The organism is Streptomyces sp. NPDC026092, from assembly GCF_040638605.1.
Classification (GTDB): domain Bacteria; phylum Actinomycetota; class Actinomycetes; order Streptomycetales; family Streptomycetaceae; genus Streptomyces.
In genome coordinates this window covers 239,596-265,083 of the sequence record NZ_JBEZYN010000006.1, presented here as the reverse complement: position 1 = coordinate 265,083, position 25,488 = coordinate 239,596, and the positions used below count along the sequence as shown (strand labels likewise).

Below are 25,488 nucleotides of genomic sequence, written 5' to 3'. Positions count from 1 at the left end.
TGAGTGACCATTTCTGCTTGCTGTGAGGCTTTTTGATGACCCATTAGGAGCAACATCCGGCAAATAGGGCAATCCGCCTGAAGGGTCACCGGTGGTGGAATTCGCGCGGATATGGGTGGTGGCGCAGCTCACGTGCCTTACGTTCCGTGGCTTTGTCTGATCTTGAATCGCGCGGCGTTCATGACAGAGGGTGCACACGCGTGCGCCTGGAGCAGGCGTGCGCCCTTTGGTGTTTCCGCACCTCATCGGTTTTTGTCTGGGTTGCCTCAGTGGGAGTCGGCGCGTATGCGTGCTTCAGGTCCGCTGTCATGGCTGGGGCGGGGACGCCCAGCCATGACGGAGTCACAACGACGACGTCGGCGGCTCGGCCGCACGGCGATCGTCCTTCTGTTGTCCTCGACCTTGTCGGTGACGAGCCTGAGCGCGCAGGCGTGGGCGGCACCGGGTCCCGGCATGAGCCGCGAGGAGGACGCGGCGCAGGTCAAGCTGCCCGAACTGCCCCCGGACGCGCCGCTCGACGGGGATGTCACGGCGCCGAAGGAACTGTCCACGGCCAAGGTCGATCCGGTCGAACCCTATGCTCCGACCGCCCTCACTCCCTGGCAGGCGGGCCTCGGTACCGCCGACCCGGCAGCCGTACCCGTCGGAGAGACGGCCCCGGTCAGCAACGGGCTGCCCGTCGGGATCGGAGTCGCCGAAGGCACGCTGCCGACCGACGTGGACGGTCAGTGGAAGGTCGATCTGGCGCCCCAGTCGACGTCCCAGGAGGCCGGGCTGGCAGGTCTGGTCATGCAGATCACGCCGCCGGCGGACGCCGATCCGAACGGCGAGATCACGCTCAGCGTGGACACCGCCGGCTTCGAGGACCTCTACGGGCCCCGGGCATCCGAACGCTTCGGCATCATGGTCGTGCCCGACTGCGTCTTCTCGGCACCCACGACCGGCGACTGCGCGGACGGTGGCGGCGGTACGGAGCCGATGTCGGGCGGCGACGCCTCGGACTCGTTCGAGCAGCTGACCAGTTCGGTGGAGACGGTGCCCGCGTCGGAGGCTCCGACCGGCAGCAGGGTCGCGAAGAACGCTCCGCAGCGTCAGATCGTCACCGGCACCGTGTCCGTGGGCAAGCTGATGGGCGGCGAGGCCGCCCCCGCACCCACCGGTGCCTCCGTCCGTACCGCCGCGCTCCCCGTGGTCAGCGCCTCGGGCAGCTCCACCGTCGCCGTCGGTGACACCGGCGCCTCCCGGTCCGGCGACTTCACGGCCTCGCCGCTGCTGTCCTCCGGCTCCTGGTCGGCGGGCGCCTCGTCGGGCGCCTTCACGTACGCGTACCAGGTGCAGACCCCGGAGACGGCCGGCGGCCTGATGCCGAAGGTCGCCCTCTCCTACTCCTCGCAGTCCGTCGACGGCCGTACCTCGGGCACGAACAACCAGGCCTCGTGGATCGGTGACGGCTGGGACTACAACCCCGGCTCCATCACCCGTACGTACGCCGGATGCCGCCAGGACTCGAAGAAGCCCGGGTCCAACAACCCCACGCACCGCACCGCGGACCTCTGCTACGGCTCGGAGAACGCCACCCTCTCGCTCGGTGGCACGACCACCGAGCTGGTGTGGGACGCCACGAAGGAGAAGTGGTTCACCGCCAACGGTGACGGTTCCACGATCGAGCTGAAGAAGGACACCTCCCGGGACCCGCGCACCGGCGACGGGAACATCAAGGACGAGGACGGTGAGTACTGGGTCGTCACCACCAAGGACGGCACCAAGTACCACTTCGGCCTGAACAAGCTGCCGGGCTGGACCGACGGCAAGGACTACACGAACTCCGTCCTCGCGGTTCCGGTGTACGGCAACCACCCCGGCGAGCCCTGCTACAAGGCCGGCGACTGGCCGAAGTCCGGCTGCGACCAGGCCTGGCGCTGGAACCTCGACTACGTCGAGGACGTCCACGGCAACGCCATGTCCCTGTGGTGGAAGCGCGACACGAACTACTACGCGCGCAACTTCCAGTGGAACACCCCGGTCCAGTACCACCGTGACGGCTACCTGTCGCACATCGACTACGGCCAGCGCAAGGACAGCATCTTCACCGCCGAGGCCCCGGCGCGGGTCACGTTCGCCGTCGACGAGCGGTGCAAGACCGAGGGATCCCTCACCTGCTCCGAGGCCAACTTCACCTCGAAGGACCCGGGTGCCTACCGGATCTGGTACGACACTCCGGCCGACCTGAACTGCCGTAAGGCCAAGCCCTGCTGGAACGCGGGCCCGACCTTCTGGTCCCGGAAGCGCCTGGCATCGATCACGACGGAGTCCCAGCGCCAGAAGGGCTCGACCGCCCGCCAGGAAGTCGACGCCTACACGCTGCACCAGAACTTCCCCGTCCACAGGACGGGTACCAACACCGCCCTGTGGCTGGAGTCGATCCAGCGCACCGGCTTCGGGCCGCAGGGAGACACCGGCGAGAAGACGCCGCTCAACGCGGTGCGTTTCGAGCACAACCCGGAGGACATGCCCAACCGCGTCAAGGACGACGCGGCCCCCGGCTTCTCCCGGCTCCGGATCGCGCGTGTCATCAACGAGTACGGCGGCGAGACCGTCGTCACCTACAAGAAGCCGGCCGGCGACTGCGCCACCGGCACCGGACTGCCCGGCAAGAACGACACGGCCGCGCTCAAGGCCAACAACCGGCTCTGCTACCCGGCGTTCTGGCACCCGGACCCCGAGGTCGAGGACATCGACTGGTTCCACAAGTACGTCGTGGACACCATCGAGGAACTCCCCAACGTCACCGACTCGTACCCGACCACGACGCAGTACGCGTACATGAACCCCGGCTGGCGGCTCGCCGAGGCGGAGTTCACCAAGAAGTCGACGCGGACGTACTCCCAGTTCGCAGGGGTCGAGCAGACCACCACGATCACTGGCGTGGACCGGAACGTCACCGACGACGGTGCGGGTTCCGGGGACAGCCCGGCCACTAACAACCCCAAGACCAAGTCCGTGGTCCGCTACTTCCGCGGCATGGGCAGCACCGTCCCGGTCAAGGACATCCACGGCCAGGAGATAGCCAAGGACGAGGAGCCCTTCGCCGGCCGCATCGCCGAGGAGCTCACCTACTCCGACAGCGGCGACGCGGACACGGACTGGCTGACCCGCTCCATCACCGTCCCCGAAGCCACCGAACTCGCCAAGCGCGACCGCGACGACGGCCTGAGCGACCTCAAGGCCTGGCGCGTCACCGAGCCTCGGACCCTGTCGTACACCAAGTCCTCCGGCACCGGTGACGACAAGCGCACCGAGCGGATCGTCGAGACGAAGACGATGTACGAGCCGACCTACGGCTTGCCCGCTCTGGTCGAGTTCCTGGGTGACACCGGCAGGACCGGTGACGAGAGCTGCTCGAAGCTCGAGTACGTGCACGAGATCGACAAGAACATCATCGGTCTCACCAAGCAGGCCCTGACCTCGCCCTCTCTGTGCGGGAACGCGGACTTCGGCGATCTGAAGTCCCTGAGCGGCGGCACGCGCACGGCGTACGACGGTGCGGCCTACGGTGCGCCGCTCGCCGGCACCACGCGCGGCCTGGCCACCGAGTCCTGGTCGCTGAACGGCGAGGGCACCGGGTTCCAGACCAACGGCACCACCGGCTTCGACGGCATCGGCCGAGTCATCCGCAAGACCGACCCGGACCAGAAGTCCTCCACGATCACCTACGACCCGCCCACCGGCCAGGTCTTCAAGGTGACCGAGCGCAACTCCCTCGGTCATGAGCAGATCCAGGAGCTGGAGCCGGGCCGGTCCGTGGGCGTCAAGACCACGGACCTCAACGGCCGGGTCAGCCAGGCGGAGTACGACCCGCTGGGCCGGCTCTCCAAGGCGTGGGGGCCGGGCCGTACGCCGACGGCTGTGCCGGACTTCAGGGCCGTGTACACCATTCCCGAGGAAGAGCCCCACCCGGACGACCCGACCCACACGATCCGTAAGCCTCCGTACGTCACCACGTACGCACGCGGCCAGAAGGACCGGATCGAGACGTCCGTCACCATCTACGACGGCCTCGGCCGGGAGCGGCAGACGCAGGAGGAGGCGACCGGCGGTCGCGGCCACCTCATCACGGACACGCTGTACAACAGCGCGGGTGAGGTCTACCAGACCAACAACGCCTATCTCACGCACAAGGCCAAGCCGGGCGAGCTGTTCACCCCGGACGCCGACACGGCCGTCCCCAACACCACGAAGTACACGTACGACGGCCTGGGCCGCGTGGTGCAGGAGACCCCGTGGCTCAAGTACGAGGCTCCGGGGTCCGAGGGAGCCACGTCGAAGGCGTTCCCGGAGCGGGCGACCCGCTACGAGTACGGCCAGGACTGGTCGAAGGTCATCAACCCGCAGGGTGCGGCCTCGTACCGGATCTTCACCGACGCGCTGGGCCGCACGTCCCGCGTGGACACCTTCAACCCGGCGGCTCCCGGCGGGTTCACGTCGATGAAGTACGAGTACGACAGCCGCGGCCAGCTGGTGAAGGCGGTCAACGCCGCCGACGAGCGGCACACATACTCCTGGACCTATGACCACCGCGGCCGGATGGACTCGTCCACCGACCCGAACTCGGGCACCAGCAGCACGAAGTACGACCACCGCGACCGGCCGGTGACCGTCACCAACGCACGCGGCAAGACCGTGTGGAACGGCTACGACGAGCTGTCCCGGCCGGTCCAGCAGAAGCTGGGCGGTTCCGACGGCACGCTCCTGTCGGAGTTCACGTACGACACCGTCGCGGGCGCCAAGGGCCTTCCGGCCACCGTCACCCGCTACACCGACGGACTGCCGTACAAGCAGCAGGTCAACGGCTACAACCAGGAGTACCAGCCGACGTCGACGACGCTGACCCTGCCGCAGTCGATCGCCGACACCTGGGGTCTGCAGAGCTCGTACACGTACGGCTACACGTACTCCGACACGGGCCAGCTGGAGGAGGCCTCTCTTCCGGCGGTCGGCGCTCTCGCCGCCGAGAAGCTGGTGGTCCGCTACAACAAGGACGGCCTGCCGCTCTCGATCTCCGGCAAGGACTGGTACGGCTCGGAGACGGTCTACTCGCCGTACGGCCAGGTCATGCGCTCGACCCTGGGCGCGCAGCCGTACCGGGTGTGGACGCAGAACACCTTCGACGAGGCCAGCGGTGAGCTGAAGGACCAGTACGCCTACCGCGAGAACACCGGGGACACGTCCCTGGTCGGCGGCAACCTCGTCTCGCACCGCTCGTACACCTACGACCCGGCGGGCAACGTCACCGGGATCAAGGAGCACTCCACCGGGATCGACGAGCGCCAGTGCTTCTCGTACGACCCGCTGGGCCAGCTGAAGCAGGCGTGGACCGACAAGGGTGCGACTTCGTGTTCCGCCGGTCCGAAGAACACCGACGGCACGATCAACGCCGTCGCGGGCACGGACGGCTCCGGCTACTGGCAGGAGTACGAGTACGACCTGCTCGGCAACCGCACCAAGCTGACCGAGAAGGACCTCGGCGGCGTCACGGCCAAGGACGCCGAGACGACCTACACCTACGGCAAGGCGGACGGCAGCCAGCCGAGCACGCTGACCAAGGTGTCGAAGACGTACACGACGCCCGCGGGCGCCGCCGTGAAGGCGGAGGCCACGCGTCTGTACGAGCTGACCGGCGAGACGAAGACGGTCACCTCGATCGAGAACGGCGACAAGCAGGAGCTGTCCTGGACCCATGACGGCCAGATCGACCGGATCACCGGCCAGGGCAGCGGCGGCAAGACGCAGTACGTCGGGCTCGCGGACAAGTGCCTGGACCTCAGGTCCGGACGCGCCGCGGCCGGGCAGGCCATCCAGCTGTACGTCTGCAACGCCTCGGGGGCGCAGAACTTCCGGTTCACCCCCAAGCCCGCTCCGAGAGAGGGGGCTCAGCCCGACCCGAACCTGGGCACGCTGTCGGTACAGGACACGTGGTGTGTCCGGCCGGTGGCGAACACGGTCGGCTCGGATGTGCAGGTCCAGAAGTGCGACGGTTCGGCCGCACAGGAACTGCGCCGGAACACGGCAGGCCAGCTGACGCACGTCGCGTCCGGTCTGTGCCTGGCGGTCAAGGACGGGCTCAGCGCCAACAGCACGCCGGTCGTGCTCGCGACCTGTAACGGCACCGCTGCGGCCCAGCTGTGGGCGGCGCAGAACGACACCCGTCACATCTACGGTCCTGACGGTGGCCGACTGCTGACCATCATGGGCAAGCAGGCCACCCTGCACCTGGGCGAGGCCGAGGTGATCGCCCAGCGCGGCGGCGTCCTCGTCAGCACGCAGCGCACCTACGCCGCCCCGGGGGGTGCGGTGGTGCGCGTCGCGTACGGCACCGGCGGGTCAAGGCTCCGCGCCGTGACGATGGACCACCAGGGAACGCCGTACGCGGAGGTCGGGCTCTTCGACAAGCAGCCGGTACTGATCCGCAAGCAGGACCCGTTCGGCAACAGCCGGGGCATCGACAAGGCCGCGGCCAGCATCGAGACGCACAAGGGCTTCCTGGGCAAGACCGACGACTCGGCGTCCGGCTACACGCCGCTCGGCGCCCGTCTGTACGACCCGGTGGTCGGCCGCTTCCTGTCCGTCGACCCGGTGCTCGACCTGAACGACCCTCTGCAGTCGAACGGGTACGCGTACGCGCACAACAATCCGGTGACGCACTCTGATCCGACGGGTCTGGCGATCAGCCTGACGGCGTCGGAGAAGGCGGCGGCGTTGATGGGCGCCGGCCTTTCGGCGGCTGAGGTCGCGCAGGCCCAGGCGACGATGGGCAAGTCGCTGAGTTCGGTGATCCTGGGCGCCGCCTGGGCTGTCCTGAGCGAGTTCATCCCCTCGCTGGATGACGCCGTTGCCTGCTTCGGTGGTGACCTTTGGGGCTGTGGAAGCTTCATCTTCGACCTGATCCCGTGGTCGAAGGCTTTCAAGATTCCGGGCGTCATCAGGGCCATCGACCGCACGATCGGAGCGATCCAGGCCTTCAGGGCAGCGAAGAAGGCGGCTGAGATCGTCCTCAAGACCGCCAGGGCGGCCGAGGCGGCGGCGCTCAACGCCAAGAAGGCGGCGATCGAGAAGGCCAAGAAGGCCGCGCAAGCGGCCAAGAAGAAGCCGCCGGAGAAGGTCAACACCACCAGCAACAAGGCGGTCAACACTTCCAAGAAGACCGGTAACCCGGTCCAGAAGCAGGCGCAGGCGAAGGCGGCTCCGAAGTCCTCGTCGGCGGCCGGCTCGGGCAAGGGCAAGGGCGGCGGAGGCGGCGGCAAGGTCAGCACGCAGAAGGCCGGCGGCTCGTCGGGCGGCTCGTCCCGCAGCAACGGCGGCTCGTCCGGCGGCTCCTGCAAGACGCCAGGCAACAGCTTTGTGCCGGGTACGAAGGTCCTGATGGCCGATGGCTCCACGAAGCCGATCGAGCAGGTCAAGACCGGCGACAAGGTCGTTGCCACCGACCCGAAGACGGGCGAGACCCGCGTCGAGACGGTCACGGCCGAAATCACTGGTCAGGGCCTGAAGCACCTGGTCAAGGTCACGATCGACGTCGACGGCAAGTCGGGCACGAAGACGTCCGACATCACGGCGACGGACGGCCACCCCTTCTGGGTCCCGGACCTCGGCAAGTGGCTCGACGCCACGGACCTGAAGCCGGGCCAGTGGCTCCGGACGAGCACGGGCACGTGGGTCCAGATCGGTGCGGTCGAACGTTGGACGTCGCAGGGCGCGACGGTCCACAACCTGACCGTCTCGGATGTCCACACGTACTATGTTGCGGCGGGTAGCGCCCCGGTTTTGGTCCACAACTGTGGAGCGAACGTTGATGGGTACTACTACCGCGGTGTCGTCGAGGGGCACCATAGCTATGACACCGCTGCGCAAGGCCGTGCGGTGCCCCGCGGAACCCGCTCGGACATGAACGACCACTCGGGTGGAGATGGCACGGATACCATCTTCACGTCGTGGTCGGACGACTTCGAAAGTGCCGAGTTCTTTGCCCAGAATCGGGGAGACGAGTGGATTGGGAGAGGTGTGATGTTGCGCATCAGGGTGGCAAGCATCGATCCCGCCATAGGGCCGTCGAGAAACATCCAGATCCACGGCGGTCCCTATGAAAGGTTCTTCGAAGACGAGCATCTCATCGTTGGTGAAATCCTGGCCGACGACATCAGCTTCGACTTCGGGCGAACCTGGACACCAGTCGGGCGGCGATGAGGTGAACGAGGTATCCGCGAGTGAACTGCTCGCTGCATTCGAGTCCGACTCCGATGCCAGCATTCAGGCCAAGAATGCATTGCTTTCCGGAGCGCCTTTCGAGATCTGGCTCAAACCTCTTCCAGCGTCGATGCTTCGGGGCATCCTTCGCGGGAGGGTGGGAAGTCTGCAGCGGCGCGGTAAGCCGGTTGTCGGGATCACGGAATGCCTTGCGGGTCTTGCCGAAAAGGGTGAGCAGGGCGTTCTTGTGGCCAACGTGGACGATCGCGAACGAGGCGGATACCTCTTTCGTCTCTACCTTGATCCGCAACCGCTCAAAGTGGTCGGATGTATGGGGTTTGGCTCCTCCCCCGAAAGTGACCCCACCACCGGTCCCGAGTAAACACCGCGGATAGGGGAAGCTCCAGAATGCCCCAGCGGCCCCACTGGATCTTTGTCTGGTGGGGCCGCTGGGTTTTGACGTCGGAGGGCGCGACAGCAACGATCGCCAAGTGGGTTCCGTCGCGCAGCGCGGGAGTTTGTGGCCTCTGGCGGGAAGCGGCCCGCCTGCGTGGGGTGGCAGCCGTTGACGACCTGGTAAGGCTCGCCGCCCAGCGAGGCATCCTGTGGGGCGGCGGGCTTCAGTGAGTGGGGCGGCGGGTGGCCAGCCAGGTGCGGGCTTCGCGGAATTCGCGGGGGCGGTAGCCCGGGCCGCCGCAGCAGGACTTGTGGAAGCCGACGCCGGCGTTCAGGAGCAGTGTGAGGGTCCGCCAGGCGGCCCTGTCACGGCGGGGCGGGGTGGCGAAGGCGGAACCGGCGTGGATCATCTCGCGTGCACACCGCGGACACCGCCGTGCGCGGTCCTTGTCGTACGGCTGCTTGTACGAGGCGCGGCACGGCAGACAGACGTACGAGGTCTTGGCGTGTCCCATGGGGGCAGCGTAGGGGCGCGCGAGGCGGGGCGGCCACGAAATTAGCCGCCCCCGGCTTTGCGCCGGGGGCGGCCCTTCGTTTGTGTGGCGCCGTTGGTCAGACCTTCAGCGGCTGCGGTTCCGGGGTCGTGGTCGGGGGAGTGGTGCCGGCCGCTGCCACCGGGGTCTCGACCGGGTCCGTGTTCACGTTGTGTTCCTCCAGGAGGCGGGGGCTGAAGCCCCAGAAGTACGTGGCTACGAAGCCGACCGCGTAGCCGGTCAGGAGGCCCGCCGCGTAGATCGCGATCGTTTCGGCCAGGCCCTTGTTGCCGTCGAGGAGGGGGAAGAGGGCCCAGCCCGAGGGGCCGATGGCGGTGGAGCCGACCTTGGTGCCCAGCATGTTGAAGAGGCCGACGAAGCCGGCGCCGAAGGCGCCGCCTACGCAGGCCGTGACGAAGGGGCGGCCCAGGGGGAGGGAGACGCCGTAGATCAGGGGCTCGCCCACGCCCAGGAAGCCGGCCGGGAGGGCGGACTTGATGGTGCGGCGGATGGAGCCGTTGCGGGGGAGCTTGAGGTAGACCGCCATCGCCGCGCCGACCTGGCCCGCGCCCGCCATCGCCAGGATCGGGAGCAGGACCGTGAAGCCCTGCTGCTCGATGAGGGTGGTGTGGATGGGGATCAGGGCCTGGTGCAGGCCCAGCATCACCAGGGGGAGGAACAGGCCGCCCAGGACGAAGCCCGCGCCCGCGCCGGCGTTGGCCAGCAGCCAGTTGGCGAAGTCGCCGATCGCCGTGGAGATCTCGCCCGCCACGAACATCAGACCGAAGATCGTGACCAGGCCCGACACCAGGACCGTCAGCGTCGGCGTCACCAGGACGTCGAGCGACTCCGGGACCCAGCGGCGGCACCACTTCTCGACGTACACCGCCAGTACCGCCGCGCCCAGCGCGCCCAGTACTCCGCCCTGGCCCGGCGAGAGCGTCTGGCCGAACGCGTCGATCTTCGCCACCCCCGGGAAGACGATGATCGCTGCCACCGCGCCGCCCAGGATCGGTGTTCCGCCGAATTCCTTCGCGGTGTTGAAGCCTACGAATACTGCGATCAGGGCCATGAAGCCGCTTGCCATCGCCGCCAGGGCCGGTGTCACGCCCGGCAGCCAACCCAGGTTGATCAGGAGGCCGTTCAGGCCCGCGATGATGCCGCAGCCGATCAGTGCCGGGATCAGGGGGACGAAGATGTTCGCGATCTTGCGGAGGAAGAGTTTGAAGGGGGTGGAGTTGCGCGCCTTCTGTGCCGCCTTGATCGCCGCGCCCTGCGCCGCCAGGTCGTCCGCCGGCGGCTTCGGCGCCGCCGCCACCAGCGCCTCGAACTCCGGCGTCACCCGCGCGACCGTGCCCGGGCCGAGCACGATCTGGTACGTGTCGTCCTCCACCACGCCCATCACGGCCGGCAGCGCCCGCAGGGCGTCGTCCTGGACCAGGGAGCGGTCCCGCAGACCCAGCCGGAGCCGGGTCATGCAGTGAGCCACCGAGTCGATGTTCTCGGGGCCGCCGACGAGCGGGAGGATCGCGGCGGCGATGGCGCGGTTCTTGTCGTCTGTGCTCATGTGCGGTGGTGCCTTGCTGTGCGGGGAGTGGGGGACGTACAGGGGGCGGGTGTTACGGGGTCAGGGCTGCTCGGAGGTGGCCCTTTGAGGCGTCGAGGCGTTCGGCCGCCGTCTTGGCATCGATGTCTGCCAGGATCATCAGGATCGCGGTCTTCACCTCGCCGTCCGCCTCGGCAAGCGCGCTCTCGATCTGCTCGTCCGGCGCGCCGGTCGCGAGCGAGACGATCCGGCGCGAGCGGGCCTGGAGCTTGTCGTTGGAGGCGCGGACGTCCACCATCAGGTTTCCGTACGTCTTGCCCAGCCGGATCATCGTGATCGTCGAGATCATGTTGAGGACCAGCTTCTGGGCCGTGCCCGCCTTCAAGCGCGTCGAGCCGGTGAGGAGTTCGGGGCCCGTGACGATCTCGATGCCGTGCTCGGCCGCCGCCGCCAGTCCGCTGTCCGCGTTGCAGGACAGGCTGATCGTCAACGCGCCCGCCGCTCGGGCGTGTTCGACGGCGCCGATGGCGTACGGAGTGCGGCCCGAGGCGGAGATCCCCACCACCGTGTCGTTCGGGGTGAGGCCGAGCTCGTCGAGGTCGGCTGCGGCGAGTTCGCGCGAGTCCTCCGCGCCCTCCACCGCCTTCACCATCGCCGACGGGCCGCCCGCGATCAGGCCGACGACCTCCGACGGGTCGGTGTTGAACGTGGGCGGGCACTCGCTGGCGTCGAGGACGCCGAGCCGGCCGGCCGTGCCCGCGCCCGCGTAGATCAGGCGGCCGCCGCGCGCCATACGGGCGGCGGTGGCGTCGATCGCGGCCGCGATCAGCGGCAGCCGCTCCGCGACGGCGGCCGGGACGGTCTGGTCCTCGGCGTTCATCGTGCGGGCGATCTCGAGCGTCGGGAGCTGGTCGATCTCCGCGAGTTCGGGACGGAACGCCTCGGTGGCGAGGGTGGCCAGCTGGGCGCGCAGTTCGGAGTACGTAGCTGAGGAAGTTGAAGACACGTGCGGCTCTTTCGGGGCTCTGGCGGGGCTCTGGTCAGCGGGTGCGGGGGGAGTGGCGGTGGGCCAGGGCTTCGTACGAGGCCGCGAGGGCAGGGGCCGCCGTCTCGTACGTACGTTGGGTGACGCAGGTGAACAGGCAGTCCACGACCAGGAGTTGGCTGGTACGGGACGACATGGCCGCGGGGCGCAGTTCGCTCTCGCGGGCGGTGGAGGTGGTGAGGATGTGGTCGGCGTACTGCGTCACGGGCCCGTCCGGGCGGCCGGTGATCGCGACCGTGGTGGCGCCGTGGTCGAAGGCGACGCGGAGGGGTTCTATGACGTCGCCGGTCGAACCGGAGTGCGTGATCGCGATGGCGACGTCGCCGGAGCGGAGCTGCACGGCGTTGGTCACGGCCAGGTGCGGGTCGCTGTGCGCGTGCGCGAGGAGGCCGATGCGGAGGAGCTTCTGGACGAGGTCCTGGGCGACGAGGCCGGAGGCGCCGACGCCGTAGACGTCGATGCGGCGGGCGCCGGCGAGGGCGGCCACGGCGGCGCCGAGCTGGACGGTGTCCAGGCCCGCGGCGGTGTCGGCGAGGGTCTGCTGCTCGTCGTAGGCGAGCTTGGCGACGACGTCCGCGATCGGGTCGTCCACGGCGATGTCGGCGGTGACCGCGGGAGCCCGGCCGGACTGCTGCTGCGCGGCGAGGCCGGCGAGGGCGAGGCGCAGGTCGCGGTAGCCGGGGTAGCCGAGGAGGCGGGCGGTGCGGACGACGGTCGCCTCGCTGGTGCCGGTGAGCTCGGCGAGGCCCGTGACGGTGAGGGCGGCGCAGCCGGCCGGGTCCCCGGCGACGGCCTCGGCGACGCGCTGCATCGAGCGGGTCATGGAGGGCGCGAGCGTCCGCACCTTGGCCGCGAGCGCGGCGGGCGCGGGCGGGGCGGCTTCGGCGAGGGCCTGGCCCGGGGTGGGTGCGGAGCCGGTGCCTCGGACCTGCGCCGGGGCGGGGGTGGACGCGGTGGAGGGCGGCCCTGAGGTCGGGGCCCCGGGCGCGGGCACCTGGCCGCTGAAACTTTCCTTCACGTCATTGGTCACACCTGAAAGATATTTTCGAGCGCGGGAGGCGTCAAGACCCCATGAGTCCCCGGAAGTCCCCGTACGGTCCCGGATGCGGACGGGACCTTCGCCCCTGAGGCTTGTCGGGTGACAATGTGCGCATGGACGACATCGACCCTCTGGAGCAGGCGCTGCACGCCGCCCGAGCCCTGGTCCTCGCCGATCTCGCGGCGCGCGACGTGGCCGCCGCCGAGGTCGTGTCACTGGTCGAGGACGCCGTCACCCACCGCCGTTGGTGGGTCGAGCAGTGGCCCGAAGGCACCGAGTACGTCGCAGGCCTCGTCGCCCAGGACGTCCAGGACGCCCTCCTGGAACGGTACGGACGCTGGCCCCTCTGCCCCGTCTGCCCCACGGGCGACCCGCACGCCCTGGACGTCGAACCCGAACTCGGCCCCGACCCGCACTGGGTCTGCGGCAAGGCCGGCGTGGTCGTCGCCCCGGTGGGCGGACTGACGTGACCCTCTACATCGACCCGCCGACCTGGCCCGGCCACGGCCGCATGTGGTCCCACCTGGTCAGCGACGTCTCCCACGACGAACTCCACGCCTTCGCCGCCGCGATCGGCGCCCCGCCCCGCGCCTTCGAGCGCGACCACTACGACATCCCGTCCGACCGCTACGCGGACGCGGTGGCGGCGGGCGCGGTCGAGGTCGGCTCGAAGGAACTCGTACGCCTCATCACGGAGGCGGGCCTGCGGCGGCCGAAGGGGCGCCCGGAGGACTGGCCTGCGGAGGCCTGACGGGCTCGGCCCTGTACAGAGCCCTGCCCGGCCCGTACAGCGCCCGGCCCGGACCCGCCCCCGCCCCCGCCGGGCTCGTACTCAGTAGGTGATCGCCGCCCCGTGCGTGGCCGTCAGTGCGTCCGTGGCGTGCCCGTCGTGGATCTTGACCGGGTTGCCGTCGACGTTCCGTACCTTCAGCGTCGTACGGACCTGGCTGCAGCCGCCGAGCTGCGCGGTGGTGAGCGTGAGCGTGTTCGCCGCCGTCTGGTGGTGCTTGGCGTTGGAGATGTTCCAGCGCGCGACCGGACCCGTGATCGGGCCGCCGCACAGCGAGCCGTCGGGGTTGCGGGGCTGGGCCTCGACCCAGGTCTCGACGGTGGTGCCGGTGTAGGCGCTGGTCCCGCCGGAGCAGATCGAGGAGCCGGCCGCGCAGGTCGAAAGCGCGGCGTCCTGGTAGAGGGAGATGGTGGGGGCGCCCGTCGGGGTGACGGTGTAGCCGAGGGTGGTGGCGGTGGTGGCCCGGGCGACCGTGACGCCGGTCCCCTGGAGCAGGGTCCAGCGGGCGATGGTGGGGTAGTCGGCAGTGGTCTTGCGGGCCAGCTCCGCGCCGGCCGGCACGCGCATGGTGACGGTACGGCTGCCCTGGATGATCGAGGAGTACGAGACGACCGACAGACGGCAGGTGTAGTCGCCGTCCGCGGGCGCGACGAACACCCAGCGCAGGGAGGCGGTCAGCGAGGCCTCGATCGGCGGCACCAGATTCGCCGCCCAGTAGGCCCCGCCCTCGGTGCCGGTCGGCAGCGCGGTCCCGTCCGCGTCGCGGCAACGGATCGCGAAGGTGTTGCCGATGTTGTCACCGGCCGAGAGCGTGTCGACGGGGTCGACGGAGAAATACCGGGACCACAGGTACGACTTCTCCCCCGCGGCCGCGCTGAACGCGATCTCGGTGCCCGGCACGTCCTTGTACGTGTCGGCGTTCCGCGTCACCTCGTACGTGAAGTCCGCCGACGCGGCGGTGGCGGGCGCCGCGCCGGACACCGTTCCCGCGAAGGCGAACACGACCGCCCCCGCCGCTGCCCCGGCGGTCTTTCCCGCCGCCCACGTCCTGCTGCGTATCACTGAGTTCCCCGGTCCCGTGTGCGTGGACCCCGTCGGTCGGGATCAGCGTGACGATACGCGGGTCTTCTCCGGCTCCTGCGCGGAGGCGCCGAACACGACGCGGGAGGGGCGGGACTTGGTCAGCCGGAGCGAGAGGGCCACCGTGCCCAGGGCGACCACCGTCATCGCCGCGCCCGCCCAGGCCGTCGAGGCGAAGCCGAGGTTCGCGTCGATCGTGGTGCCGCCGAGCCAGGGGCCCGCCGTGTTGCCCAGGTTGAAGGCGGCCGTCGTCGTGGCGCCCGCGAGGGTCGGGGCGGCGCCGGCCACGTTGAACATGCGGGCGTTGAGGGCGGGGGCCGTGTAGAAGGCCGAGACGCCGAGCAGGAACGAGAGCGCGATCACCGCGACGGGGCTGGAGGCGAAGAGGGCCAGGGCGACCAGGAAGACCGTCGAGGCCGTGACGCCGCTGAGCAGGACCCCGAAGAGGTGCGCGTCCGCGACCCGGCCGCCGATCGTCGTACCGATCAGCGCGCCGATGCCGAAGAGGCCGAGGATCGCGGAGACCCAGCGCGCGTCGATCCCGGCCACGTCCGTGATGACCGGCGCGAGGTACGAGAACGCGCAGAAGACGCCGCCCGCCGCGAGCGCCGTGATCACGATCGACAGCAGTACCTGCCGGTCCCGGTAGATCGCCAGCTCCCCCTTGAGGCGCGGCTTCGTCTCCGGGAGCGGGATGTGCGGGATCCGGGTGACCACGCCCACCAGCGCGATCGCCGAGGCCACGCCGACCGCCCAGAACGCGGCCCGCCAGCCGAGGTGCTCGCCGAGGAAGGCGCCCGCCGGGACACCCAGGACGTTGGCGATGGAGAGGCCGCCGATCATGACCGCCATCGCGCGGGCCCGCGAACTCACCGGCACCATCGCGATGGCGACCGCCGCCCCGACCGCCCAGAAGCCGGCGCACGCGAGCGCGCTCAGGACCCGCGAGGCGAAGAGGACGGCGTAGTTCGGCGCGAGCGCGCCGGCGACCTGGCCGAGGCCGAAGACCGTGATCAGGGTCACGAGCGTCGTCTTGCGCGGGAGCCGGAGGGTCGCGACGGCGAGTAGCGGGGCGCCGACGACCATGCCGATCGCGAAGGCCGAGATGAGGAGTCCCGCCCGGGGTATGGACACGTTCATGTCGTCGGCGATGGGCGGCAGCAGCCCGGACAGCATGAATTCGCTGGTGCCGAGCGCGAAGACGGAGAGGCCGAGGATGTAGACGGCCAGCGGCATGCGGGTGGCGGCGGTGGGGGTGGGGGAGGGCCCGGGGGAAGGCGCGGGGGAGGGGACGGTGGGCTCGGCGGGGGTTGACGGCATGACATGCGTCAACCCGCAGGTCACCCCTGTCATTCCCCGGGGGAGGAGTGTCTCGCGATACGGACGAAGACGCCGGCCCCGCCCCCGCGGGGGTGGGACCGGCGTCCGGTGGTCTCAGAGTCAGAAGACGAGGTTGCCCGCGTCGCTCGCCCACGGCACGGAGGCCAACAGGCCGCCGCGCATCGGCGCGCGCCAGTCGCCCGTACCCCGGTAGAACTTCTGCGACGACGGGTTCGTCGCCAGGAGGTCCGGGCGGCCGTCCCGGTCGCCGTCGCCGATGCCGGTGAGCTGGCTGAACGCGCCCCAGCCCGCGCCGACCCTCGTACGCGCCGTGAAGGTGCCGTCGCCCTTGCCCAGGTACAGCCAGAGGACACCGGCCTTGTCCCGGGCGAACAGGTCGCCCGCCGGTCCGCCCGCGATGTCGCCGACGGCCACGAGGTCGTTGTAGATCCCCCAGCCGCTGCCGATCTTCGTCCGCCCGGAGAACGGGGCGGTCGCGGAGCCGGTGCCCTTGTAGAGCCAGAGCGCGCCGGCCTTGTCGGTGGCGACGAGGTCGGGACGCCCGTCCCCGGTCAGGTCGCTGCCGGCCGCGATCTTGTCGTAGATCTGCCAGCCGGTGCCGACCTTCACGCGGGTGGCGAAGCCGCCCGTGCCGGTTCCCTGGTAGAGCCAGAGCAGACCGGCCTTGTCCCGGGCCACGAGGTCGCCGACGGCGGAGCCGCCGAGGTTGCCCGTCGCCTCGATCTTGTCGTAGATGTTCCAGCCGCCGCCGAGCGACTGCCGCGAGTCGGCCGTCAGCTGGTTGAACTCCCGGTAGTAGGTGGTGTCGCTCCGCCACAGCTTGCCCGAGGTGTCACGGAAGAGGACGTCCGCGCTGCCGTTGTCGTCGAAGTCGTGCGGCACCGTCTTCCGGACGACCTTGAAGCTGCCGGAGGCGGAGGTGGCCGGACCGATGCCGTTGAGCGGCTTCACGGCCATGTGCCAGGTGTAGTCGCCGTTGTACGCGCTGGTGAAGGCCGGTCCGATCTGGCCGTCCCAGTCGACCGTCACGCTCGGGGTGTACGGGTGGCTCCGGACGAACTCACGGGTCTGTCCGGTCCGGACGTGGCGCAGGGTGATCGTCGCCTCGACGCTGGTCCGGGAGACCTGCCAGGTGAAGCTCGCCCTTCCGCCGTTCTTGTCGAGGTCGACGGTGGCGGGGATGTCGTTGCCGCCGATGACGGCGTGGGTGGGCTCGCCGGTGCTCGCCACCAGGGTGACGACCGGAGCCGCGCCGGCCGCACCGGGCACGAGCTTGTAGAGGCCCTCGCCCTGGGCGACGGTGCCGCCTCGGACGTACAGGCCGTCCGGGGCGGCGGCGGACGAGGTCAGGTGGTCGAGGAGCTTGACCTGTGCCTTCGTGGCCGGGTCGTAGGCGGTGAGGGCGTACAGCGAACTCGTGTTGCCGTTGGAGATGCCGCCCGGCTCGCCGTACACCACCCAGCCGCCGACCAGGCCGATCTGGACGTCGCTCGCGTACCCGTTCGCGATCGGGATCTGCTGGACCGTGCCCGTGGCGCGGTCCAGGAGGTGGATCGCGGGCATGTCGAGGTCGTCGCCGTCCGTCCACGCGACGTGGGTCTCCGAGACGGCGACGTCGCCCTTGAGCGAGCCGGACGTACGGTTGCGGATCTCGTCGACGGCGCCGGTGGCGAGGTCGAGCAGGCCCCACTTCTTCGTCGTGCCGTCGGTGAAGGTGACGAGGGCGTCCTCGGGCGTACCGGGGGCGACGTAGATGCCGGTCGCGTCGGCCGGGAGGCCGGTCACGTTCACCGCGCCGCCCTCCGTGTCGAGCCGGTGCATCCGGAGGTTCGTGCCCTTCGCGGACTTGGTGAAGGCCGCATGCCCCGCCGAGCCGGCGTACATGATGCCGTCGGCTTCGAGCCCCACGCGGACCTTGAGCGTGGCGTCGGTGCTCAGGTTCTTGAGCGTGACGATCCTCTGCTCGTCGGAGACCAGGTAGTCCGTGGTCCGCGAGGAGCGCAGGTGGTTCCACCATCCGAGGCCCCGCGAGGAACCGTCCGCGTAGCGCGTCCAGAGCTGGTCGGAGGTTCCCTTGGCGCGCGAGAGGAATCCGGTCAGTCCGGCGTCCGTCAACACGGCGTCCTTGGGGAAGGGGATCGGCGCCGCGGCGTTCGTGGCATCCGTCCGCGAAGCCGTCCCGCCGGTCGCCGGGTCGGCGGCGGTCGCGGCGCTCGCGGGCAGGGTGGTCAGCGTGCCCGCCCCGAGCGTGACGGCCAGGACGGTGGTGGCGGCGGCCAGGAGCCGACGCCGGGTCGAGCGTGCGTGAGGCACGTGAGGTTCCCCCTCAGATGAAACAGAAATGTGCTGGCGAACCATGCGCCACCTGAGGAGACTCACGAAACGGCGGAAAGTTGTACGAAGATCGGGCGCGGTTTCGTCAGGCCTCAAGCCCCGCCAGCTCCCCCTCCACATTCCGTCGCGCCCGCGCCTCCCAGTGCGTCGCCCCGTACTCCGTACGGAACAGCCGTGGCAGGGCGAGGAGTTGGCGGAGGACGGCCGCGCGGCCCTGGCGGAAGGCGTCGTCCGGGACGAAGGCGTACTCCTCGCGGACCGCCCGCACATACCCCCCGTACGTACCCTCGTCCGTCGCCAGGATCGCCAGGTCCGCGTCGCACAGGATCTCGCCGTTGGCGTCGCCCTCCGCCGGGTCGTGCGTCACCGTGACGCGGACCAGGCGGGCCACCTCCGCGACCTCGTGCGCGTCCAAGCCGGCCTCCGTCAGGGCCTTCTCGGCCAGGGTCGCCGAGCGCTCCTCGTTCTCGGAGCGGTCCGGGCGGTAGACCGCGTCGTGGAACCAGGCCGCCAGCCTGACCAGCTCCACGTCGCCGCCGACGTGCGGCAGTTCGTCGATGCGGTCCAGGACCGCCCGCAGGTGGTCGACCGTGTGGTACCTGCGCTGCGGTTCCGACCAGCGCGTCAGCAGGTTCCTGCCGTACGGCTCCGCCGGCGGGAGGTCCGAGCCCCGAGCCGCCAGCAGGGTCGAGGTCCAGCGTGCGAGGAGTGCGGGGTCCACGTCTGCGGTCATGGGGGGATCATCCCTCGGATCCGCTCCGTCTTACATACCCCCCATGGGTATGCTACGGTGCTCCGCGAAGGTACCCCCTAGGGGTATGCGTCGAGCGAAGGAGCAGGGCAATGTCAACCGTCAATCCCCGGCGCTGGTGGGCACTTGTCGTGCTCGCCGCCGCTCAGTTCATGGTCATCATGGACACCTCGATCATCGGCGTCGCGCTGCCCGAGATGCAGAAGGACCTGGGCTTCTCGCAGAGCGAGCTGCAGTGGATCTTCAACGCGTACGTCATCGTCTTCGGCGGTCTTCTGCTGCTCGGCGGCCGGCTCTCCGACCTGCTCGGCGCCCGCCGGATCTTCGTCACCGGCTGGGTGGTGATGATCGCCGGTTCGGTGCTCGCCGCCGCCGCGCAGACCGCCTGGGTCGAGATCGCCGGCCGTGCCGTCCAGGGCGTCGGCGGCGCGCTCATCGCGCCCTCCGCCATGACCCTGCTGATGATCCTCTTCATGCACGACCCGAAGGAGCTCGGCAAGGCGATGGCGCTCTACGGCGCCGCCGCCCCCGCAGGCGGTACGGCGGGTGTGTTCCTCGGCGGTGTCTTCACCGAGTGGATGAGCTGGCAGTGGGTCTTCATCATCTACATCCCCATCGGCCTCGCCACCCTCGCCGCCACCAAGGTCCTCCCGCCCGTCGAGTCCCGCCGCGGCTCCGTCGACGTCCTCGGCGCCGTCGCCGTCACCGCCGGTCTCGCGCTCGCCGTCTTCGCCGTCGTCCGCGCCCCCGAGGTCGGCTGGGGCTCCACCGGTACCGTCCTCCAGCTCGTCGGCGCCGCGGCCCTGCTCGTCCTCTTCCTCGTGATCCAGAAGTCCGTCCGCGAGCCGCTCATGCCGCTCGGCGTGTGGCGGATCCCGCGCCTCGGCTCGGCCAACCTGGCGATGACGCTGCTCGGTGCCGCGTGGATCCCGATGTGGTACTTCCTCAACCTCTACCTCCAGCAGGTCCTCGGCTACGGCGCCTTCGCCTCCGGCGCGGCCCTGCTCCCGATGACCGTCCTGCTGATGATCTTCATGACGGCCATCACCGCCCGCCTCATGGGCCGTTACGGTGCCAAGCCGCTGATCGCGGGCGGTCTGCTGGTCCTCGCGGCCGGGCTCGTCTGGCTCGCCGCCGTCCCGCCGACCGGCACCTTCCTCGTCGACGTCCTGCCCGCCTCGCTGGTCGCCGCGCTCGGCATGTCCCTCGCCTACATCCCGGCGATGATCGCCGCGATGTCCGGCGCCCCGCAGGAGCAGGCCGGTCTCGCCTCCGGCATCGTCAACACCACCTACAACGTCGGCTCCGCCCTCGGTCTCGCCGCGCTCACCGCCCTCGCCATGTCCCAGGGCGCGGACCAGCTCGGCAACCTCCCGGCCCTCACCGACGGCTTCTCCGCCGCCTTCATCGGCGCCGCCGTCATCGCCGCCGTCGGCGGTGTCGTCACCCTCCTCGTCATGAAGAGCGACAAGGCCCTCGCCGCCGGCGCCCCGGCCGAGTCCGCCCCCAGCGGCGACAAGGTCTCCGCCTGATACGGCGCTACGAAAAACACCTCCAGGGGCCGTCCGATCTCATCGGGCGGCCCCTTCCCCGTACCGGAAGGAAGCACCCGCCGTGCGCCACCACCACATCAGCACCCGCGCCGTCCACGTCGTCAACGACCCGCCCCCGCCCGGCAGTCGGCCCCTCTCCGTGCCGCTCGTGCAGTCCTCGGCCTTCGCCTTCGACTCCGCCGACGCGCTCGCCGAGGCCATGTCGGGGCCCGACGGGCCGTACGCGTACAGCAGGCGCGGCAATCCGACCGTACGGGCCCTGGAGCAGACCCTCGCCGGGCTCGAAGGCGGGGCCGGGGCGCTCGCCTTCGCGTCCGGCATGGGCGCGATCAGCGGGGTCCTCCTCGCCCTGCTGCGGCCCGGCGACCGGGTGCTCGCGCAGCGCTGCCTGTACGGCGGGACGTACGCCGTCCTCTCCGATCTCTCCGCCCGGTACGGGATCGAGGTCGCCTACGTCGACGGCGACGACCCGGGTGAGGTCGAGCGCCGGGCCGCCGACGGAAGGGTCCCCACGCTCCTCCTCCTCGAGACCATCGCCAACCCCACCGGCCGGGTCCCCGACCTGCCCGCGCTGCTCGCCGTCGCCCGTCGGCTCGGGATCACCTCCGTCGTCGACAACTCCCTCGCCTCGCCCGTCCTGTGCCGCCCCCTGGAGCTCGGGGCCGACGTCGTCGTCCACTCCACGACCAAGTACCTCTCCGGGCACTCCGACGTCCTCGGCGGCGCCGCCGTCTTCGCCGACGACGGGCTACGGCGCCGGATCTGGCCCCGTACCGTCGAACTGGGCGCCTGCGCCGACCCGTTCGCCGCCTGGCTCACCCTGCGCGGGATCCAGACGCTCCCGCTGCGGATGCGCGAAACCTGTGCCAACGCCGCCGTGCTCGCCGAGCGGTTCGCCGCGCATCCGCGCGTCACGGCCGTCCACTACCCGTGGCTCCCGGGCCATCCCTCGTACGACACCGCGCGCAAGGTGCTCTCCGGGGGCGGCGGGCTGCTCTCCGTCGAGCTGGCCGGCGGGCGGGAGGCGGGGCGGGCCTTCATCGAGGGGGTACGGGTCGCCCGGCTCGCGCTCTCGCTCGGCGGGGTCGAGAGCCTCGTCGCCCACCCCGCCTCCACCTCCCATCGCGAGCTGGACGCACGGGCGTTGGCGGCGGCCGGGATAGCGCCGGGGCTCGTACGGCTCTCCGTCGGGATCGAGGACGTCGAGGACCTGTGGGGGGACTTCGAGCGGGTTCTCGCGGAGCGGCCTGGACCGACGGGCCGACCCTGGAGCGCTTCTTTTGGGTTGACAAAAAGAACGAGCCATTCGTAAATTGGGTGTTGCCAGGGAACGATCTCTCCTAGGTCAAGGGGGAAGCGCGATGCGCTACTTCGAGGACTTCCGGCCCGGCGACGTCCATGAACTGGGCACCGTCACCGTCACGACGGACGAGGTGCTGGAGTTCGGCCGGCGCTTCGACCCGCAGCCCTTCCACACGGACGAGGAGCTCGCGAAGAACTCTTCGTTCGGGGGCCTGATCGCCAGCGGCTTCCACACCCAGGCGCTCTTCATGCGCCGTTACGTGGACGGACTGCTCGCCTACAGCGCCTGCCTGGGGTCGCCCGGCATCGACGAGGTCCGCTATCTGCGGCCCGTCCGCCCGGGAGACGTGCTCACCGCCCGCGTGGAGATCCTTGGCTCCACCCCGTCGCCGTTCAACCCCGCCACCGGCACCGTCAAGCCGCGGTGCACGCTCGTGGCCGCCGACGGGACGGCCGTGTTCAGCATGATCCTGCACAGCATCTTCCGGCGCCGTCCCGCCGGTACCGAGGCCGCACGTCTGTCGTCGATGCCCGCGGCCGAGGATCCCGTCGCCTGTGCGCGCGTGAGTGCCTGAGCACGGCCGTCCGCATCCTCTCCCAACCGCCAAGTGAAGGGGGACCTCCTGTGGAGGCCGTATCCCGCACCGCCCAGTGGACCGCCGCCGCGCGCGCCCTGGAGACCGAGCGCGAGGACCGGCTCTTCGCCGATCCCTACGCGCGCACCGTCGCCGACCGGATCGGCTTCGAGCTCCTGGAGCGCTACGCCGGGGCCGGCACCGTGCCGTTCCTCGCGATCCGCACCACCTACCTGGACCGGGCCGTCGTCAAGGCGGTCGAGGAGCGCGGCATCCGCCAGGTCGTCCTCCTCGCCGCCGGCATGGACACCCGTTTCTTCCGGCTGCCCTGGCCCGACGGCGTCACCGTCTACGAGCTCGACCGCCCCGCCCTCCTCGACGCCAAGGCGGCCATGCTCGCCGACGAGCCCCGCCCGGCCGGACGGACCCGCGTCACCGTCCCCGTCGACCTGACCCAGGACTGGACGGGACCGCTGAAGGAGGCGGGCTGGAAGAGCGACGAGCCCGTCCTGTGGGTGGTCGAAGGGCTGCTGTTCTTCCTGCCCGAGCAGGCCGTACGGACCCTCATCTCGACGCTCTCCGCGCACGCCGCGCCCGGCTCCGTGCTGCTCGGCGACGTCATCTCCCGCGCCGCCCTGGACAACCCGCTCTCCCGCCCCTTCCTCAACGCCCTGAAGGAGGACGGCAATCCCTGGCTCTTCGGCACCGAGGAGCCCGAGGCGCTGCTCGCCGACTGCGGCTGGGACGTACGGGAGGTCAGGCAGCCCGGAGAGGAGGGCGCCGACTTCGGCCGCTGGCCCTACCAGGTCCCGGCCCGCACCGTCCCGCGCGTACCGCGGTCCTTCCTCTTCACCTGCGACCTCCCGACTCAAGGACAGGAGGAGGCCTCATGAGCGCCCACGACTTCCACCAGCAGGTCATCACCGACGCCGGCGCCGCCGTCCGCGGCCTGACCGTCGCCCTCGGCGAGCGCCTCGGCCTCTACAAGGCCCTCGCCGCACACGGCCCGACGACCGCCACCCGGCTCGCCGAGAAGACCGGCACCAACCCCCGCTACATCGAGGAGTGGCTGCACGCCCAGCTCTCCGCCGGGTACGTCGAGCGCCACCCGAGCGCCGGTACGTACACGCTCCCCGCCGATCATGTCGCCGTGCTCGCCGACCCGAAGGCCGTCACCTTCGCCGCCGGGTTCTTCACCGCCCTCAAGGCGCTGTACGCCACCGAGGACCTGCTCGTCGACGCGTACCGCACCGGCGACGGCGTCGGCTGGGCCGAGCACGACGCGGCCCTCGACACCGGCATGGGCTCCTTCTTCCAGCCGACGTACGAGCACAAGCTCGTCCGCGACTGGCTGCCGGCGCTGCACGGGGTCACCGAGAAGCTCGCGGGCGGCGGGACCGTCGCCGACGTCGGCTGCGGTGTCGGGCACACCACCCTCCTCATCGCCAAGGCCTTCCCGGCGGCGACCGTCCACGGCTTCGACTACTCCGAGGAGGCCGTCTCGATCGCCCGGCAGCTCGCCGAGGAGGCCGGCCTTTCCGACCGGGTCGTCTTCGAGGTCGCCGCCGCCGACGACTACCCGGGCTCCGGCTACGACCTGGTGACCTTCTTCAACGCCCTGCACGACATGGGCGACCCGGTCGCCGCCGCCCAGCACGTCCACAAGTCCCTCGACGGGGACGGCACCTGGATGCTCGTCGAGTCGAACGTCTCGCCCGCCGACATCGACACCCGCACCCCCGCCGCCCGCATGTTCATGGCCCTGTCCGCCGTGATGTGCCTGCCCGTGGCCGTCGCCCAGCGCGGCCCGCACGCGCTCGGCAACCACTCCGGCGAGACGGCCTTCCGCGCCATCGCCGAGGAGGCCGGCTTCACCCGCTGGCGGCGCGCCACCGAGACCCCGGTCAACGCGGTCTACGAAGTCCGGCCGTAACCGCACCGGACAAGGCCCACCCCCGACCCTCAGCGAGGAGTTCCCATGGGCGTCAGCGCCCCCCTGCCCGTCACCGACCGGTTCATGGAGGTCCTGGAGCGGCTCAGCTCCCGCTCCATCGAGGAGTACTACAACCCCTACCAGCAGTTCGACTGGCCGGACCACCTTGAGGAGAAGCAGCTGTGGATGACCCCCGAGCTGCTCACCGTGTACGGCACCCCGCACTTCGACGAGCTGGGTGAGGAGACGATCCAGAGGCTGTCGAAGTGGGAGTCGATCAACTTCTACAGCCTCAACGTGCACGGCATCCGCGAGCTGCTCATCGAGGTCGTCGGCCGGATCCACATGCCCGGCTTCGAGGTGCCCTCCGACTTCTTCCACCACTTCATCGGCGAGGAGAACGAACACATGTGGTTCTTCGCCGAGTTCTGCCGGCGCTACGGCCACAAGATCTACGGCTCCACCGCCATGCGCGCCGACTCCGCGTGGGAGCCGGAGGTCGAGAACTTCCTCGTCTTCGCCCGCATCCTCTTCTTCGAGGAGCTGGTCGACCACTACAACACCCGGATGGCGCAGGACGAGTCCCTCTGCCACACCATCCGCGAGGTCAACCGCATCCACCACCAGGACGAGTCCCGCCACATCGCCTTCGGCCGCGAGCTCGTCTCGCTGCTCTTCACCCGGATGCGCGAGTCGGTCTCCGCGGCGCGGGTCGCGGAGGTCGAGGCGTACCTCAAGCGGTACGTCGTCTACAGCGTCAACTCCCTCTACAACCCGCACGTCTACCGCGACGCCGGCATCGCCGACCCGCTGGCCCTGCGCAACGCGCTGGTCGCCGACGAGCGCCGCCGCCCGTACGAGCGCAAGGCCATCCGCAAGCCGCTCGCCTTCTTCCTGAAGACCGGGATCTTCTCCGACGACACCCTGCCCGTCGTCTGAGGCCGCCCAGGCATCGCCCAGGTGCCACAGGCGTCGCCCAGGCCTCGCAGGCATCCCAGACATCCCAGAGCCCTCCCACCCGAGAGGTGC

The 25,488-nt window shown here is 70.2% G+C and carries 18 protein-coding genes and 1 pseudogene; 11 read left to right on the top strand and 8 right to left on the bottom strand.

Annotated elements, in window-relative coordinates:
* Nucleotides 1-453: 453 nt before the first annotated feature.
* The 3 genes and pseudogenes from AB0F56_RS12555 to AB0F56_RS12545 all read left to right on the top strand — a co-directional run.
* A complete protein-coding gene (locus AB0F56_RS12555) occupies nt 454-8,241 on the top strand; it encodes a ricin-type beta-trefoil lectin domain protein (protein ID WP_362007888.1) in 7,788 nt (2,595 codons plus the stop codon).
* A 1-nt stretch (nt 8,242) separates the two neighbouring features.
* Complete coding sequence (locus AB0F56_RS12550; RefSeq protein WP_362007496.1) at nt 8,243-8,623, top strand: hypothetical protein; 381 nt, start codon at nt 8,243-8,245, stop codon at nt 8,621-8,623.
* 120 nt (nt 8,624-8,743) lie between these two features.
* Nucleotides 8,744-8,821, top strand: a pseudogene (locus tag AB0F56_RS12545) (hypothetical protein); the annotation flags it as partial.
* Between the two features lie 40 nt (nt 8,822-8,861).
* Here the strand turns inward: AB0F56_RS12545 and AB0F56_RS12540 are convergent.
* The 4 genes from AB0F56_RS12540 to AB0F56_RS12525 form a co-directional block, all read right to left on the bottom strand.
* Entirely contained in the window at nt 8,862-9,152 is a 291-nt protein-coding gene (locus AB0F56_RS12540) for a deoxyxylulose-5-phosphate synthase (protein ID WP_362007493.1), read from the bottom strand.
* A 97-nt stretch (nt 9,153-9,249) separates the two neighbouring features.
* Nucleotides 9,250-10,737, bottom strand: a complete 1,488-nt coding sequence (locus tag AB0F56_RS12535; protein WP_362007491.1) for a PTS transporter subunit EIIC — start codon at nt 10,735-10,737, stop codon at nt 9,250-9,252.
* 52 nt (nt 10,738-10,789) lie between these two features.
* Nucleotides 10,790-11,722, bottom strand: coding sequence for an N-acetylmuramic acid 6-phosphate etherase (gene murQ, locus AB0F56_RS12530; RefSeq protein ID WP_362007489.1), 933 nt, complete (start codon nt 11,720-11,722; stop codon nt 10,790-10,792).
* A gap of 34 nt (nt 11,723-11,756) precedes the next feature.
* Complete coding sequence (locus tag AB0F56_RS12525) at nt 11,757-12,605, bottom strand: MurR/RpiR family transcriptional regulator (protein ID WP_362007885.1); 849 nt, start codon at nt 12,603-12,605, stop codon at nt 11,757-11,759.
* 308 nt (nt 12,606-12,913) lie between these two features.
* On the opposite strand from AB0F56_RS12525, the gene AB0F56_RS12520 reads away from it, so the two are divergent.
* Nucleotides 12,914-13,270: a hypothetical protein gene (locus tag AB0F56_RS12520; protein ID WP_362007487.1), complete on the top strand. Its 357-nt coding sequence runs from the start codon at nt 12,914-12,916 to the stop codon at nt 13,268-13,270.
* Complete coding sequence (locus AB0F56_RS12515) at nt 13,267-13,551, top strand: DUF4031 domain-containing protein (RefSeq protein ID WP_362007484.1); 285 nt, start codon at nt 13,267-13,269, stop codon at nt 13,549-13,551. Before AB0F56_RS12520 ends, AB0F56_RS12515 begins: the two co-directional genes overlap by 4 nt.
* Nucleotides 13,552-13,632: 81 nt before the next feature.
* Here AB0F56_RS12515 and AB0F56_RS12510 read toward each other — a convergent pair whose 3' ends face one another.
* The 4 genes from AB0F56_RS12510 to AB0F56_RS12495 all read right to left on the bottom strand — a co-directional run bounded on the left by AB0F56_RS12510 (nt 13,633) and on the right by AB0F56_RS12495 (nt 19,078).
* The gene (locus AB0F56_RS12510; protein WP_362007482.1) at nt 13,633-14,592 is read right to left on the bottom strand and encodes a hypothetical protein; all 960 of its coding nucleotides are present in this window, start codon (nt 14,590-14,592) and stop codon (nt 13,633-13,635) included.
* A gap of 102 nt (nt 14,593-14,694) precedes the next feature.
* Nucleotides 14,695-15,906: a Cmx/CmrA family chloramphenicol efflux MFS transporter gene (locus AB0F56_RS12505; protein ID WP_362007882.1), complete on the bottom strand. Its 1,212-nt coding sequence runs from the start codon at nt 15,904-15,906 to the stop codon at nt 14,695-14,697.
* Nucleotides 15,907-16,110: 204 nt separating this feature from the next.
* On the bottom strand, nt 16,111-18,324 hold the full coding sequence (locus tag AB0F56_RS12500; protein ID WP_362007480.1) for a VCBS repeat-containing protein: 2,214 nt from the start codon (nt 18,322-18,324) through the stop codon (nt 16,111-16,113).
* 106 nt (nt 18,325-18,430) lie between these two features.
* Nucleotides 18,431-19,078 (bottom strand): hypothetical protein, encoded by a 648-nt coding sequence (locus AB0F56_RS12495; protein ID WP_362007478.1) that lies wholly within the window; start codon nt 19,076-19,078, stop codon nt 18,431-18,433.
* Nucleotides 19,079-19,188: 110 nt separating this feature from the next.
* On the opposite strand from AB0F56_RS12495, the gene AB0F56_RS12490 reads away from it, so the two are divergent.
* From AB0F56_RS12490 to AB0F56_RS12465, 6 genes are all read left to right on the top strand, one after another.
* Nucleotides 19,189-20,628: an MFS transporter gene (locus tag AB0F56_RS12490; protein ID WP_362007477.1), complete on the top strand. Its 1,440-nt coding sequence runs from the start codon at nt 19,189-19,191 to the stop codon at nt 20,626-20,628.
* Between the two features lie 82 nt (nt 20,629-20,710).
* Nucleotides 20,711-21,961, top strand: coding sequence for an aminotransferase class I/II-fold pyridoxal phosphate-dependent enzyme (locus AB0F56_RS12485; RefSeq protein ID WP_362007474.1), 1,251 nt, complete (start codon nt 20,711-20,713; stop codon nt 21,959-21,961).
* A gap of 49 nt (nt 21,962-22,010) precedes the next feature.
* Nucleotides 22,011-22,526, top strand: coding sequence for a MaoC family dehydratase (locus tag AB0F56_RS12480; RefSeq protein ID WP_362007472.1), 516 nt, complete (start codon nt 22,011-22,013; stop codon nt 22,524-22,526).
* Nucleotides 22,527-22,576: 50 nt separating this feature from the next.
* The gene (locus AB0F56_RS12475) at nt 22,577-23,419 is read left to right on the top strand and encodes an SAM-dependent methyltransferase (protein ID WP_362007469.1); all 843 of its coding nucleotides are present in this window, start codon (nt 22,577-22,579) and stop codon (nt 23,417-23,419) included.
* Nucleotides 23,416-24,459 (top strand): class I SAM-dependent methyltransferase, encoded by a 1,044-nt coding sequence (locus tag AB0F56_RS12470; RefSeq protein ID WP_362007467.1) that lies wholly within the window; start codon nt 23,416-23,418, stop codon nt 24,457-24,459. Before AB0F56_RS12475 ends, AB0F56_RS12470 begins: the two co-directional genes overlap by 4 nt.
* A gap of 45 nt (nt 24,460-24,504) precedes the next feature.
* A complete protein-coding gene (locus AB0F56_RS12465) occupies nt 24,505-25,398 on the top strand; it encodes a diiron oxygenase (RefSeq protein WP_362007464.1) in 894 nt (297 codons plus the stop codon).
* Nucleotides 25,399-25,488: the final 90 nt, after the last annotated feature.